This window comes from Corynebacterium sp. NML180780 (genome assembly GCF_007786415.1).
Taxonomy (GTDB): Bacteria; Actinomycetota; Actinomycetes; order Mycobacteriales; family Mycobacteriaceae; genus Corynebacterium; species Corynebacterium gottingense.
Window position 1 is genome coordinate 1 of sequence record NZ_VNKN01000023.1, and the last position, 15,621, is coordinate 15,621.

Consider the following 15,621-nt stretch of genomic DNA (forward strand, 5'->3'; position numbering starts at 1 on the left):
CCACACCAGGCTGAAGTCGACGCTAGGCAACGGCTATGTCACCATCGCCGAACACCGCCAAGCACTTGGAGTCTAAACAACAACACACAAGCCCACGGGGGCACTCCAACAAAACATCCGCAGGCCCTTTTTGTCGCATCTTCGTCAGGGTGATCTCGTCATGTGGGTGCCGAGAGCAATGACGAGGCCGATACTCGCCGCAATGCTCAACCCCCACCGATCCTCCCTACGGCAACGCAGAACCCCCTCGCACACTCGCGTTCTAAATGGGGGGGGTGTTGAACGCTCTTCCGGCTTCGGGGGGGTGAGCCGTGGGCGAAGGGGCCTGCTCATTGCAGTATGGCACGGATTGCCCAATACGTCTACCCCGGCAGCGCCTCACACGCACCAAATCAAGAAAAACCCAGCTCAGAGTAACGAATTTCGCACTACCCCCACCCGTTTCACCCGGCGCATTCCCCTCGCCTGGCGTACTATGTCAGCGCACAGACAGTCCGCATGCACCTCATCTCCAGCCCCGAAATCCGAAGGCGCCATGACCCGCTCCACGCACGACACGCCCACGCAAAAGCAGCACGACCAGCACGCGTCTTCCCGCCGCGCCGAGGACCTCACGCCCGATGAGGCCAACGACGTCCAGATAAACCTGGCCTACGACCTGCAGGGTGCCAAGTTTGACCTGCCCGCGGACTTCGAGGCCACGAAGGACGAGCTCCCGGAGTGGCGCCTCGCGCACTTCGCGGTGATTGTCCCGCTCCCGGTGGGGGCCTTCGACGGCGCCGATTTCACCCGCTGGGCGCCGGGCCGTTTCCGCGGCATCAAGTCGATCCAGGTCCCCGCGTTCGACGAGGCGCGCAACACCTACCGCAACCCGGAGACCATGGAGCGGGAGCGGAAGCTGGATCAGCCGGCCTGGAGGTATTCGCCGCGCGTCTTCCACCGCGGCGCGAACGTGCATTTCCGCAGCCCGCTCAATGAGTCGATGGGCGCGGACGCGCTGGACGCGAAGGGCGGGGCGTCGGAATTCGCCCCCTCGCGCAATCGCCACGGCATGAGCGTCTCGGCCCGCCGCTTCCTGTTCCAGCCGGACATCACCCCGGAAAACGGCAAGGAGCCGCCAGCGGATCCGCGTCAGGCTCCCGTGGACTCGAGCTTTTCGCTTATCGACGCCACAAATCCCCTCGCCTCCGTCACCCTCACCTGCGCTGAGCTCCTGGACTACCAGGGCCCGGAGCTCAAGTACGCCGATACTGCCAACCAACTCGACACGCCGGACACACCAGACACGGACGCGCGGGAGTTCCGCAACCAATTCCTGGTGCTCCACGTGGTTGCGGAGCACTGTTCCGGCGACGCGTTCGAGGCGGTGTCGAAGTCGTTGCACCGCCCGCGCAGCAAGGTCAAAGTGGGGCGGCCCGGCGAGGAGCCGCGGACCAGGAACCTCCTCGAGATGTGCTTCGATAGGGTCAACGAGGTCCTCGGCGGCGCACAGCTGCAGGTCAGCCGCGGCGGCACCGCCTACGTGAAGGGGGATCGCCGGCGCCCGCTGGCAACGCGCCCCTACACCACGATCACGGCGATCCCGGCCTGCGACGAGCCCGCGTTGCCCCGCCGCATGCGCAGCTCTCTCCGCGAGGGCTTAGGCACCTGGACGCGCCACGACGCGTGGGCGTGGTTCTTGGCCACACGCGCCGACGATTACAGTCCGGAGCTCACGGCGATGGACCAGGTCTCGCTGGACGCGTCGCGGGTGCAGCTGTTCCAGGATTGGACGGTGCATTCTGATGAGAACGGGCTGGCGGTGGTGCGCCGCTCGCCGATTGAGAACCGCAACAACAACTTCTGGATGCTCACCGGCACCCGCCTCGTCGACCTGGCCATCCTGGTCCGCCGGGCGGACAACTACCTGTCCGTGATGGCGAAGCAGATGCGTCGCATGTCCTTCGGCTCCGAGGAGTTGGAAGCGGTCCGCCGGAAGCCGGAGTGGGACGACGAGGACGTGGAGTTGGCGTCGAAAATCTTGCGCTCCAGCTTGCGCGACTTCGAGGACATTCAGACGGAATTTGTCATCTTCCGCGACTACCTCTGGTACGAGTCGGTGAGCGGCCGGCCGGTGGATACGGCGGTGCTGCATCACATGCTCAAGGAGACCGGTACGCGCGACGATTTCCACGAGGTCGCGTCCGAGCTGGAGCTGCGCAAGGACATTTACAAGACGCAGGGCGATGCGATCCGCGTGGCGCTGGATAACGTGAAGCGCCGACGCGCGGAGCAGGCGCAGGATCGCCGCGAGCAGTTCAACATCAACCTCGCGATCGTCGGTACCGCCCTGGCCATCCCGGGCCTGATCGATCTGTGGCCGCGCGACGATTCCTCGTACGGCGCCTTCGTCATCTCGGTGATTCTGGTGCTTACCATCACGGCATTCCTGCTCAGCCCGAAGCTGCGCGGCGTCTTCCGCCCAAACCAGAACTCAAAGTATAACTCACACGCAAACCATAAAGCAGCAGCTCACGGCGATAAACACCAATCCTGAATGCGACTTTGAGTTATGGTTCGGGGCATGACCCGCGCCAGCTAGCTTGAGCTAGCTTGAGCCCGAAGTTGGCCAGTGTGGGAGTGCGTACCGCTGATTCTTCGCGTTCCAGTACTTCTCGGTAAACGTAATCTCACCAATTTCGGCCATTCGTTTGAGCGCCGGAGTCATTTGGCCATAGCTCATGCCAGTCTGCTCACCAATCTCCCGCTTGGTCAGTGGGTGACCCGCATTCTCCAGGACGTGCTGAATGAGTTGGATCTTCTCTTCCAGGCGGAGATATTTCCGATTTGGAACGTCAGGGTCCGAATCTTCCCGCCGCGTGGTGGCGCTGCCGTCCGCGTGGTTGCGTGCAAGGTCGTCTTCCGCGTCGTGCCGGAAGGAATATACGGTGCCTCCGGCTTGTCCTCGAGTAGTGGCGAGGCCGTACTCCACGAGCTGTTGTAGCTCTGTCCGCGCCCGAGTCGAGTCCATGGGGAACTCCTCGCGGTACGTTGCGTTGGTGAGCTCTTCGCCGTTGCGCATCCGTATCAGCGCGTGGCGTTGCGCAGTGGAGAACCTCTCCCCGCCTGGTAGGCGCGATGCCCACGCGACGTCATCTTCGGAGAGCATCGTTGAGGATGTCAAGATCGCCTGGAAATCGATGACGCGGTCCTTGAAGTAGGGGGCGGGCAGGAAGGCGTCGTGAAGCGCCTCACGTACAGCGGGAATACCTGTTGCGCTTGCCTCAATGACGCGGTTGCCCCTCGACGTCTTCACCGCGGTGCACATGCGGTACAAAACGGGGTTTCTGGCGCGGGGGCCGGTGTTGCCCAACTCGCGCTCGGTCAGCCCCCACAGCCCACCAGGGTTCACCACGATGAGTTTGTCCTGCTGCTTCACCACCTGGGTGTACGCGAGCAAGCTGGCGGGGGAGAGGTCGCGGTGGACGAGCGCGTTGGCAACGATCTCGCGGATGGCCAAGATGGGTATCTCCGGAACGTCTTTGCCGTGGCCGTCCGAGAACGTGATACTGGTTTGCAGGTGATCGGTCACCCAATCCACTACTGCGTCCAGCAGATCAGGGACGGGACCCGTGAACTCTTCCTTATCGCGCATGCGGACCGATTTGGGGTCGGACGGATTGCGTGTGACATGCGCTTTCACCGTGAGCGGCAAGAATTGCTGTGGGTGGATGCCCAGTGCGTAGACCGCTGCAACGGTTGGCTCACCCGTTTCCGGCGCGACGACATTGGTTTTGATGAGCTGCTCTTGCCTCGGCAAACGGGCGAGTCGCTTCGATTGGGAGAGTTCTCGTTCCAGATACTGTTCGAGAAGTTCTGGGTCCAGGTCACGTTCAACGCTTGCACCTTCGACCGGGGCGCGGTCGTGCTTGGGCACGCCCCGCTGCGAGACGAGGAAGAGTTCTTCGTTTGAGTCAAGCTCGTAATCGCCGTCGCCGCTACGGATGTAGGCCGGGCCCCCTCTACCGACTCGAAATGGCTTCCGGTCCGACGGTTGGGGCGGCACGACGCACTGGAGTACCGTTTTGCCTTCGATAGTCGCGGTTTCTATCGCTCCGAGTTGGAGGGGAGGCACGATTTTTTGCCGTGCCTTGTTTGCCAATTGGCTCTCCATGGTTTTGGGGTCAGCAATGCCGGTCACCGGGAAGGTGCCACCGTCCTCGGCCACGCCAAGCAGGATCACCCCGCCCTCCGGCATGTTCCCGAAAGCGGAGAGTGTCTCAGTAATGCTCTCTGGAAGACCGCCGGAGGCATCCTTGGCTTCGATCCGGTAGGTATCGTTGCCAATGTCTCGCAGCTTTTCGACGTATTCGCGAACGGTATTCTGACTCACCTTGCAAAGTATAACTCAAACCCGAACTCAAAGTATAACTCAAACGAAAACCATAAAGCAGCAGCTCACGGCGATAAAGGCCAATCCTGAATGCGATTTTGAGTTATGGTTTGAGTGCGATTGTTGGAAATCGAACTCAGAGTTCGCGCCCGCTTATCGACGCCCCGTCGCCCCACCCCAACACCACCCACACAGCACACCCCTCACAGCCAACTACCATGATCGGCATGACTCCCGCCGACGCCAGCACCGCAGCCAGCGCCACCTCAACCCCCGTCTACGCCCCCGGCCTCACGGTCCGGGTCCGCGACGAGCTGTGGCTGATCACCAAGGTCACGCAGGCGGTGGACGGCTTCCTGCTCACGGTGCGCGGCCTGTCGGACTTCGTGCGCGACTCCACCGCCAGCTTCTACACCGCCATCGACCACGTGGAGGTGGTGGACCCGGCGCGGGTCCGCGTCGTCCCAGACGACTCCCCCGGCTACCGCACGTCGCGCTTGTGGCTGGAGACCACGCTGCGCCAGACCCCGGTCCCGCTGTACCAAGACGAGCTGTCGGTGGCGGAGGACATGCTCATGGACCCGCTGGACTACCAGCTCTCGGCGGTGAAGAAGGCGCTGTCGGATGAGAACCTGCGCCCCCGCATCCTCATCGCGGACGCCGTCGGCCTGGGCAAGACGCTGGAAATCGGCATGATCCTGGCGGAGTTGATCCGGCGCGGCCGCGGCGAGCGCATCCTGGTGGTCACGCCGAAGCACATCATGGAGCAGTTCCAGCAGGAGATGTGGACGCGCTTTGCCATCCCGCTGGTGCGCCTGGATTCCGCGGGTATCCAGCAGATCAAGCAGAAGCTGCCGGGCAGCCGCAACCCGTTCACGTACTTCTCCCGCGTGATCGTCTCGCTGGACACGCTCAAGGCAGAAAAGCATCTGATCAACCTGGAGAAGGTGCGCTGGGACGTGGTGGTGATGGATGAGATCCACAACGCCACCAACGCCGGGACGAACAACAATAAGCTGGCCAAGACGCTCGCCCCCACCACGGAGTCGTTGCTGCTCGCCTCCGCAACCCCGCACAACGGCGACCCGGAGTCCTTCAAGGAGATCCTGCGCTTGCTGGACCCCACGGCGGTGCGGCCCAACGGGGAGATTGACAAAAACGCCGTGGACCGCCTGGTCATCCGTCGCCACCGCCACAGCGAGGAGGTGGCCAGCGTGGTGGGCCCGAAGTGGGCGGAGCGCGCGGAGCCGCGCAACATCCCGGTGGAGGCCTCGGCGGAGGAGAACGCGGTGGCGCGTGAGCTGCAGGACGCGTGGCTCAACACACGTAACACCAAGGACCACCTCTTCCCCTGGACCCTGGTCAAGGCATTCCTCTCCTCGCCGGCCGCGCTCGAGGAGACGATCACCACCCGGCTCAGGCGCACCACGGACGCCAACGAGCGCGAGGCCCTCGAGCGCCTCCGAGCGCTCAACGCCAAGGTCACGCGCCAGAACTCCAACAAGTACGCCGCCCTGGTCAACTACCTGCAGGAGATCGGCGTGGGCAAGCGCTCCCCCACGCGCGCGGTCATCTTCTCAGAGCGCGTCGCCACCCTGCACTGGCTCAAGGAGCACCTGTCCAAGGACCTCAACCTGGGCAAGGACGCCATCGCGGTCATGCACGGCAGCCTGTCGGACCAGGAGCAGATGCGCCTGGTGGACGAGTTCAAGCGGACGGATTCTCCCCTGCGCGTCCTGGTGACGGGTGACGTGGCGTCGGAAGGCGTGAACCTGCACACGCTGTGCCATGACCTGGTGCACTATGACATCCCGTGGTCGCTGATCCGCATCCAGCAGCGCAACGGCCGCGTCGACCGCTACGGGCAAACCCACCCGCCGCAGATCACGGCGTTGCTGCTGGATACGGAGGACGCGAGCGTCGGTGAGCTGCACGTGCTGCGCCGCCTCATCGACCGCGAGCACGAGGCCCACGCGGTGCTGGGCGACGTCGCCTCGCTCATGGGCAAGCACACGGTCCGCGGCGAGGAGGACGTGATCCGCAAGGTGCTGCAGGGCAGCGCGGGCTTCGACGATGTGGTCAAGCGCGCCGAGACCGTTGCCGAGGAGGAACCGCAGGATGAGCAGTCGCTTATCGACGCCCTCCTCGCCCGCCTCAACCGCACCACCCCACCCGCGGCACCACCGGAACCCACTGGCACCGGCGCGCCGACCTCCACGGGGGCGACGAGCCTGTACCCCTCGGAGATCGCGTACCTGCAGGACGCGCTGAACGCCGCCTTCCACAACGCCCCGGAGAAGCCGCTGACTAACAAGGGCGTGGCGTTCGCCCAACACCCCAACGGCGTGGCGGAGCTCGCGCCCCCGGAGGACCTGCGCCGCCGCTTGGACGTGCTGCCGCAGGACTACCTGGCGCAGCGGCGCGTGCGCGAATCCTTCCAGCTGGCCACCACGCGCGAGTTGGGCAACGACCTCCTGCGCCGCGCCCGCACCGGCGACGACGGCTCCACTTGGCCCCGCGCCCACTTCCTCGGGCCGCTGCACCCGGTGACGGACTGGGCCGCGGACCGCGCGCTCGCCTCCCTGTCCGGCGGGCAGATCCCCGCCATCCGCGCCGCTGCAGGCACGCTCGACTTCCCCACCGTCCTGCTCATGGCCACGCTGACCAACAAGCGCGGCCAGGTGGTCTCGCGCGCCTTCGTCACCGTGGCCAACGGGATCCTGCCCCAAACCATCCTCAACCCGGTGGACTGGCTGCACGGCGTGGGGCTCACCGCCGACGCGATCAACACCGGCGACCTGGAGTTGCCGGAGAACGCGCAGCAGCTCATCGCGGACTCGGTGACCGTGGCCCGCGGCCAGCTCACCCCGATGATGCAGGCGGCGCGCACGCAGGCCCAGGAGCGCATTGACTACTGGATGCAGCGCGCGGAGAACTGGGAGCACTCCAAGTACGACACCCAGACGGCCCTGAGCTCGCGCATCGTGCGCCGCTCCCAGCACCTCCTGCAGCAGGAGAAGCAGCTCATCGCCTCGCTCGCACCGGACCGCGAACTCATCCGCCCCCTCGTCCTGGTCCTGCCAGCCCTGCCCAACACCCAGTAACCACACACCGCGTAAGGAGACCCCGATGGCGTCCTACGACTCACTCATCAACGTTGATGAATGGATCAGCGACCACTTCTTCACCACCGATGAGAAGGGCGAGTCCTTCACCAAGTCGGTCAAGGCGCGCGTGAAGGAGTGGAAGGACCTGGAAAAGGAGACGGGCAGCCTCTCGCCTGCCGAGCGCTTCAAGAAGGCCCGCGGCGAGCTCCAGAACGCCTACGCCACCGCCGACCAGGACGCCGCCCAGCACACGCTGCGCCGCGCGCTCGGCTACGGCGCCCCCACCACCCGCACCTTCGAGCGCGCCAACCACACCGTGGCGTACCAGGGCTGGGCGGGTGCCGACGACACGCTGATCGTGCTCAACGCCGACCCGATCGAGAACTTAGAGGACATCACCTCCACCACCGTCGTTGGCGGCATCACGCGCAAGGACCGCGAGCCAGAGCCCCTCCCGGTGGCCAAGCTGGTCGGCGAGCTCTTCCTCACCGATAACGCCCCGGAGTTCATCGTCGTCCTCGCCGGCCCCTGGGTGGTGCTCGCCCACCGCGAGACCTGGGCGTTGGGCCGCTACCTGGGCGTCAACGTGCAGTTGGTGGTGGAGCGCAACGAGGTAAAGCAGGGCGGCGAGCTGCAGCGCACGGCCGTGATCCTGGCGCGCGAGAACCTGGAGCGCGCCGCCGACGGCACCACGTGGTGGGCCGAGGTTCTCGAAGCAGCGCGCAACCACGCCGTCAAGGTCTCCGAGGACCTTCGCGACGCCGTGCGCGAATCCATCGAGCTCATCGGCAACGACGTCCTTGAACGCCGCAAGGATCAGGGCCTCCCGCTCGAGGACGTCGACGGCAACGAGCTGGCCCGCCAGTCCCTGCGCTACCTGTACCGCATCCTCTTCCTCCTGTTCGCCGAGGCGTCGCCAGAACTGCAGATCCTGCCCACCGGCGCCGCGGAGTACGTCGACGGCTACGGCCTGGACCGCCTGCGCGACTACGCGCTCACTCCCCCGCTTACCGAGCAAGCCCGGCGCGGCACCCACCTCTATGATTCGCTGCAGGTCCTCTTCGACCAGGTCAACCACGGCCACCACCCGGAGCAGACGGAGAACGCGGACGAGGACGCTCAGAACGAGGGCCTGACCTTCCGCAACCTGGAGGCGGACCTCTTCAAACCGGAGGCGACCTCCCTGCTCAGCGGCACGAAGCTGTCCAACGAGGCGCTCACCCAGGTCCTGCAGCGCCTCCTGCTGTCTAAGGAGAAGGCAGGAAAAGACCGCGGCTTCATCTCCTATGCCACCCTCGGCGTGACCGAGCTCGGCCAGGTGTACGAGGGCCTCATGTCCTACCACGGCTTCATCGCCCAGGAAGACCTCTACGAGGTCGCGCCGGGCGGCAACGCCTCCAAGGGCTCCTGGGTCCTCCCCGTCGGTAGGGCAAGCTCGGTGCCGGAGGACAGCTTCGTCATGGAGATGCGCGAGCAGCCGGAGGGCGGCTACGCCCCAGCGCGCCGCGAGCACAAGCGTGGCTCCTTCGTATTCCGCCAGTCCAGCCGCGACCGCGAGCGCTCCGCTTCCTTCTACACCCCGGAGGTGCTCACCCAGTTCACCGTCGGCCAGGCCCTCGAGGTCCTCGAGGAGGAAGGCCGCATCCAGACGGCCGAGGACATCCTGGCTCTCACTATCTGCGAGCCCGCCATGGGCTCCGGTGCCTTCGCCGTGGAAGCCGTACGCCAGCTCGCGGAGCGCTACCTCAAGCTGCGCGAAGCCGAACTCGGCGAGCAGGTGCCACCCGAGGACCGCACCCGCGAACTGCAGAAGGTCAAGGCCCACATCGCCCTGCACCAGGTCTACGGCGTGGACCTCAACCCCACCGCGGTGGAGCTCGCGGAGATCTCCCTGTGGCTCGACACTATGACCGGCGAGCTCACCGCCCCCTGGTTCGGCCTGCACCTGCGCCGCGGCAACTCGCTCATCGGCGCCCTGCGCTCAACGTATGACCCCTCCCAGCTGAAGAAGAAGGCGTGGCTCACCGCCGTGCCGCGCCGGGAGTCCGTGGCCAACCTCGCGCAGGCTATCGACGCCGGCCACCGCGACCCCCGCGCCGCCGGCCGCATCCACCACTTCCTGCTGCCCTCCCAGACCTGGGGCGCGGCCCACGCCGCGAAGGACTTGAAGAAGCTCGCCGGCCCGGAGCAAAAGGCCCTTGCCGCTTGGCGACGCAGCGTGCTCACCGACCCCCGCGGCCCCCAAAAGAAGCAACTCACCCGCCTGGCCGCCCGCGTGGAGACCCTGTGGGCCTTCGCCCTGACCCGTATGAAGATCGCGGAGCAGCAGATCCGCCGCGACATCCCCCTGTGGGGCCGCGAGCACACGCCCACCTCGCGCAACGTCACCCGCGCAGAAATCGAACGCGACCTGCTGAATAATGAGCAGGGTGCTTACCGACGCCTACGCCTCGCCCTCGATGCGTGGAACGCACTGACCTTCTGGCCGCTTACCGAGATCCAGGTCGACGCCGAAGGCGAGGTCCACACAGCCCTGCCCTCCTTCGACGAGTACCTCGAAACCCTGGAGGACCTCCTCGGCATTGAGGCCCAAGCCCGCGACGAGGCGCAGACCATCATCGCCAACGCGGACACCTGGGAAGAGCTGAACCACCACGAGGACATGAACCTGAGCCTGTCCGGCGCCAAGCCCCTGGACAAGGTCCTGGAGCTCCACCCGTGGCTGCACACCGTGCGCCAGGTTGCCGAGGACCAGGGCTTTTTGCACTGGGACCTGGACTTCGCCGCCGTCTTTGCCCGCGGTGGCTTCGACCTACAGGTGGGTAACCCGCCGTGGGTGCGGCCCGACGTGAGCCTGGACGGCCTCTACGCGGAGATCGACCCCTGGTTCGAGCTCGCCCACAAGCCGAAACAGTCCGAGAAAAACGCGCGCCGGGAAGCACTAGACGACCACCCGCGAGTCGCCGAGGTTGTGTACAACGGCGTCGGCGACACGGTTGCGACGGCAGCTGTCCTGGGCAACATTCCCAACTTTCCGCACCTGAAGGACCAGAGGCCTGACCTGTACCGCGGGTTTATGGACCGCACATGGGGGAATATGCGCGAAGACGGCGTGGTCTCGCTGATCCACCCGGAGTCGCACTTCACCGAAAAGGGTGCGGTGGCCCTTCGGCACGGGGCGTACTTCCGGTTGCGTCGTCACTGGCAATTCATCAACGAGCTTGTGCTCTTCGATATTGACCACCACAACGCCTATGGCGTGCATACCTACGGTTCGCTCCGAAACGAGCCTGCATTTGAGCACGCGGCGTCGTTGTACCATCCGCAGACCATCGAAGAATCACTGACTCATGATGGTTCCGGTACGCTGCCAGGTCTCAAGGACGACAAAAACAACTGGGACCTTCGCCCCCACCACGAGCGTATCCAAGTGGTCAATATGTCTGTCCTTGAGACATGGCACTCTATCCTCGAGGATAACGAAGTCGCGATTGCCGACAGCCGAATGGTCTACACCGTCAATACGGAGGCCGCTACTGTTTTGGCAAAGCTTGCCGATAAACCACGCATTGGTTCTCTCGGACTCAAGTTCTCTTCTGGCTGGCACGAGACTTCCGACAAGAAGAAGGGGTATTTCGACGTCGATTGGGCCCACCCTAAGTCCTGGGACGACGTGATCCTCCAGGGGCCACACCTCGGCGTCTCGACGCCGATGATCAAGCAGCCGAACCCGACGCTGAAGCACAACCAGGACTGGTCCGAAATTGACCTTGAGGCGATGCCCGCGGACTTCATCCCAGCGACGGCGTATCAGCCAGATCGCGAAACCAAGCCTACGTACGACACTGATTACACATCGTGGGAGGTCGATGGTGAACGCGTTCCATCGAGAAATTGTTATCGGGTCGGTTGGCGAGCAATGGCGGCAACTACTGGGTTTAGAACTCTCTACCCAGTGGTAATACCTCCTGGAGCTGCGCATGTGCATGGCATTCATAGCGGCGGTGCGCCCTCTAATGTAACTAACGCAATACTTGTTGGAGCATCTTTGTCCTCGCTCCTCGTAGATTTTCAGTTGCGGGCTACAGGTCTTGCGAATCTTTATGGGCCCACGATTGACTCATTACCGTTGCCGGAGTTCGGGGAGTTAGAGAAACTGCTTGTGCAGAGATTTCTTGAGCTCAACTGCCTCACTGAGGCCTATGCACCACTTTGGGAAGAGAGCACGGGTCAAACCTGGACCTACGACACCCCATTGCGGAATGCCTGGGATCGGCAGCTCGCGCAAATTGAGATTGACGCGATTGTGGCACTTTCACTCGGCGTCACCGCCGATGAACTCTGCATGATCTATCGCACGCAGTTCCCCGTTATGCGTCGCTACGACGAGGAGGATCGTTTTGACGCGAACGGACGATTCGTTCCTAAGGAGATCCTCAAAGCCGATGCGAGGTTGAAGGATGGCCAGGAACTTTCGGAAACAGATCGCACGTGGGTACACCCGCAATCCGATGTGACGTACGTGTTGGAGTACCCATTTAGTCAGCTAGACAGGGAAGCTTCCTTGAAGGAAGCCTATGAGCGGTTAGGTCAACACGGTTCCTAGCTACAAACGACTTTCGCTGCTCTCACAGGCCGCGATCGTGAAGCTGGGAAGACTCAAGGAGCGTTGAGTTTTGCGAAGGAGAGAGGGAGGACGGAGCGTGCTGGATCTAGGCGAGTTAAAAGCGGGGTCGAGCCTTTTAAGCACTAATAAGGCTCTAGCGGAAATCTTCAAGGCGACAAATGGGCTTTCTTTACATGAGCTAGTGGGACCAGTAGCGGAAATTGCCGAAAGCGCCGTGCAAGAGTGGATGTCTCCAGTTGTCGGCATCCCTTTGCCGTCTGCTCTAACCCTCGCTGAAGCGAATAAAGTTGGTGCAACCTATCAATCAACTCTTTCGTCGATACAAGCCCTTTCTAAGTCGGTGCTTGATGCGCAAGATGCTTCATTCAGCTACGCGAGAAATCTGGTTGAAGATCAGTGGAAGGTGGTGGAAAGGCTACAAGCAGACCACTTTCACGCGTATGAAAAGCTTGTCGAAGATCTACAGCGACAGATAACTTCGCTCCTGCAACCGTCGATTGACCAGGGGGTTTTCAATGCGGCGCATAGAGCGCTGCTGCCACCGAATCTCCGGAACCTTGCCGGCCGAATCACACCTGATGAGGTGGTGTGCTTTGTGGAGGGTGGTTCGATTCCCATCTGTGAGGTACCGAGCGAAGAAATAGCTATCAAGATTATTGCCGCAGAAACCGTAAAAGACCAGCGAGCACTACTGAACAGATACTCTCGGAGAATTCTGGACGACTGTGAGACTGCAATTCGAGTTGTGGTTGCGCCGAGAATCGAAAAGCTTCGTCCTTTTGTCGATGAGGCGTTGGAGGTGGCCCGGCAAGGCCATGAGAAAGCTGCACAAGCCCTATTTACGACGATTCTCGATTCGCTTGTCTCTTTTCGTTTTGAGGGAGACGAGAGGAAAGTCATAAAAAACAGGAAAGCTGAGGATGAAATCCCGGAAGTCATCGACCGAATGACTTTGCGTGAGTCCCTCGTTTGGTTACCGGTGTGGAATGCTCATGCGGCATACTGGCCTGATCGAAATGACCCAGTCCCGTATCAATACTCTCGGCATGCTTCCGTGCACCATGTTTCGAAACGGCAATACAACCAGCGAAACTGCATTCAATCAGCGATGCTTGTTTGCAGTGTCTTCGCCTCCCAGGCTCAGAAATAACGTGAGGTGCTATGGCGAAATCTTTTGAACACGCCACATCGCCTCTTGGTCAACGAACACCGGCCACAGTGTCATCACAAGACAGCGTTTCATAGAACACGAGTTCTGCAATGCGGTGAAGGGAATGACGCCCATGTGAGATAATCACCTCAATACGGCCCACCCCGCCCTAGAAAGGTGACACGATGCCCCACGACGGCAACAGCTCGAAGCCGAACCCCAACTTGGATTGGTTCGGGAAAATACAAAGCGACATCGCAAACAGTGCTGCAGGCCTTGCAGGCTCCAAAGCCCTCGCGCAACAAATAGCAAATATCAACGCATCCATGAAACTGGGTACGAGTCCCTACATTGACTTCAAAAACAGTGGAGTCATGCAAGCCCTCAGCCAGGTACAAACATCCGCCAACGCAGCATCCGCCTTTCTGAAAATGCGCGATGACCAAACATTCAAAGCTGTCGAAGCAATACGACGTGGCATGAATATGGGATTCGAATCTTCAGTATTGAAAGAGATGACTGGGCTGCAAACTTCAATGGCTGACTTCGCGAAAATCGGCAATCCTTTGCCGGATATTTCCGCTTTTGCTGGAACTGGCGAAGTCATCCCACCAAAGAACATGCTCGCGGGACTTAACTTTTCAGCCGTAACCCAAGGCATTGCTGCAACGCAGGCATTAAGTGGACAAGCACTGGTTGTGCGAGGGCTCACCGAGCTCATCAATCAAGCGACCAAGGACCTGACTGCTCCTGAACAGTTGCTGAAGCAGATGCAGGGGCTGGGATTCTCACCAGGGGCGCAGATTGCTCTGAAAGGGTATCCGGCAGCTTTTCCCGACTTTGAGGAGTACTCCGCAGCATCAAAAATTGTCGGTGAACACTACCGCACGCAGAGTATTGACAGCGTTCTGCGCGGCTTTGAACGGCTTGAAAACGAACTCAATCTCGATGTCCCCGTGGAAACCCCTGATGATATCGACGACTTAGTTGGGGACGCGCAGGCTGTTGAATACGTTGAGAATCAAATCACCGAAAACGGTGCTCTTAAGCCTTCGATTTCACAAGCTCTGTTCGGTTTCAATCTCAACGAACTCCCCCTCACGCAATCCGGCAGTCTGGTCGCTTTCGGTGGATCAGTTATCGCGTATATGGATCAAGTCCTAGGGTTATTGCTTGCGGAAAACGTCACTGCCGCGCGCTTCTTCACTGTTGCTATTATTTATTTCATCCCCGTTTATGGCGCAGCAATGGTTGGAGATGGAGAGTTGGGCGAGGGTAAGGATTTGCCTGCTGCGTAGTTGCTTTTGACGATATCCGGGGGCCTGATCCAGTGCGACGACGTCAACGTATTCATGAAGAACCTCAAGTAAGTAAGGAAGAACAATGTCTGAAGTGAACAATACTCAAGCTGCCGCCCGAGGATCCGGCCGCGAAGGGTTCCGGTAACGCCGCTACCGCTACGTTCCAGAACCACATCTACAAGTCGGATACGTCCAAGGAGCGCGCCAACGAGATTTACACCGATCTGCTCAAGACGATTGCTGATGTCGCGCACAAGCACCAGGTGACCTATGACGAGTACCGCTTGCTCAAGGACTGGATGATCAAGGTCGGCGAGTACGGCGAGTGGCCGCTGTGGCTCGACGCGTTCGTTGAGCACGAGATCGAGGAGATCAACTACAACCGCCACGACTACACCGGCACCACTGGCTCGTTTGAGGGCCCGTACTACGTCTCGGATGCACCGGAACTGCCGTGGAAGACCACCATGCCGATGCGTGAGTCGGACAAGGAGTCTGAGCAGCTGATCTTCAAGGGCCAGGTCATCGACATCGACGGCAACGGCCTCGGTGGTGCGACCGTTGAGCTGTGGCACGTGGATGAGGAGGGCTACTACTCCCAGTACGCACCGGTGATTCCGGAGTGGGACCTGTGCGGCACCATCGTAACCAACGAGAACGGCGAGTACGAGATCACCACCGTAAAGCCTGCTCCGTACATGATTCCGCATGACGGCCCGACCGGCTAGTTCATCGCGTCCTACGGTGGTCACCCATGGCGTCCGGCTGCGCGTGAAGCAGCCTGGTTTCCGTGAGATCACCACCCAGCTGTACTTCCGTGGCGGCGACTACGTGGAAAACGATGAGGTGAAGCGTCCTGGGTTTAGTTCCTACCTCTGCTAAGGAAGGATTGGCACTATGCCCAGAAAGTATTCCGCCGAATTCAAGGAGAAGGCGATCCATCAAGTCCTAGAGATGGTCCGTCTGGAGTCCTGCTCACGGCAACGCGCGTACGAGGAAGTCGGAGAGCTCCTTGGCGTGTCCCACCACACGTTACGCGCCTGGTACCGTGACAGCGTCGCCCA

Annotated in this window: 7 protein-coding genes and 1 pseudogene; 7 read left to right on the forward strand and 1 reads right to left on the reverse strand. The window is 61.7% G+C overall.

Annotation, left to right across the window (positions count from 1 at the left end; genetic code table 11):
* Positions 1–535: 535 nt before the first annotated feature.
* Positions 536–2,536, forward strand: coding sequence for a hypothetical protein (locus tag FPP74_RS11965; RefSeq protein WP_144718813.1), 2,001 nt, complete (start codon positions 536–538; stop codon positions 2,534–2,536).
* A 51-nt stretch (positions 2,537–2,587) separates the two neighbouring features.
* On the opposite strand, the gene FPP74_RS11970 is transcribed toward FPP74_RS11965, so the two are convergent.
* A complete protein-coding gene (locus FPP74_RS11970; protein WP_233126986.1) occupies positions 2,588–4,372 on the reverse strand; it encodes an RNA-binding domain-containing protein in 1,785 nt (594 codons plus the stop codon).
* A 227-nt stretch (positions 4,373–4,599) separates the two neighbouring features.
* Here FPP74_RS11970 and FPP74_RS11975 point away from each other — a divergent pair, with 227 nt between their 5' ends.
* The 6 genes and pseudogenes from FPP74_RS11975 to FPP74_RS12000 form a co-directional block, all read left to right on the forward strand.
* Positions 4,600–7,476 carry a DEAD/DEAH box helicase gene (locus FPP74_RS11975; protein ID WP_144718816.1) on the forward strand — a complete coding sequence of 959 codons (2,877 nt, stop codon included), beginning with the start codon at positions 4,600–4,602 and terminating at the stop codon, positions 7,474–7,476.
* A 25-nt stretch (positions 7,477–7,501) separates the two neighbouring features.
* On the forward strand, positions 7,502–12,085 hold the full coding sequence (locus FPP74_RS11980; RefSeq protein WP_144718819.1) for a DNA methyltransferase: 4,584 nt from the start codon (positions 7,502–7,504) through the stop codon (positions 12,083–12,085).
* A gap of 97 nt (positions 12,086–12,182) precedes the next feature.
* Positions 12,183–13,256, forward strand: a complete 1,074-nt coding sequence (locus tag FPP74_RS11985) for a hypothetical protein (protein ID WP_143340170.1) — start codon at positions 12,183–12,185, stop codon at positions 13,254–13,256.
* A 185-nt stretch (positions 13,257–13,441) separates the two neighbouring features.
* Positions 13,442–14,554 (forward strand): hypothetical protein, encoded by a 1,113-nt coding sequence (locus FPP74_RS11990; protein ID WP_144718822.1) that lies wholly within the window; start codon positions 13,442–13,444, stop codon positions 14,552–14,554.
* Between the two features lie 101 nt (positions 14,555–14,655).
* Positions 14,656–15,400: pseudogene (locus FPP74_RS11995) on the forward strand (dioxygenase); the annotation flags it as partial.
* Positions 15,401–15,454: 54 nt separating this feature from the next.
* Positions 15,455–15,621, forward strand: a 167-nt coding sequence (locus FPP74_RS12000) for a transposase (RefSeq protein ID WP_144717136.1), incomplete at its 3' end; no start/stop codon positions are given.

Excerpts from the sequence above, each read along its gene's own strand:
- FPP74_RS11965 (WP_144718813.1), top strand. The coding sequence starts at position 536 with ATGACCCGCTCCACGCACGACACGCCCACGCAAAAGCAGCACGACCAG.
- FPP74_RS11975 (WP_144718816.1), top strand. The coding sequence starts at position 4,600 with ATGACTCCCGCCGACGCCAGCACCGCAGCCAGCGCCACCTCAACCCCC.
- FPP74_RS11980 (WP_144718819.1), top strand. The coding sequence starts at position 7,502 with ATGGCGTCCTACGACTCACTCATCAACGTTGATGAATGGATCAGCGAC.
- FPP74_RS11990 (WP_144718822.1), top strand. The coding sequence starts at position 13,442 with ATGCCCCACGACGGCAACAGCTCGAAGCCGAACCCCAACTTGGATTGG.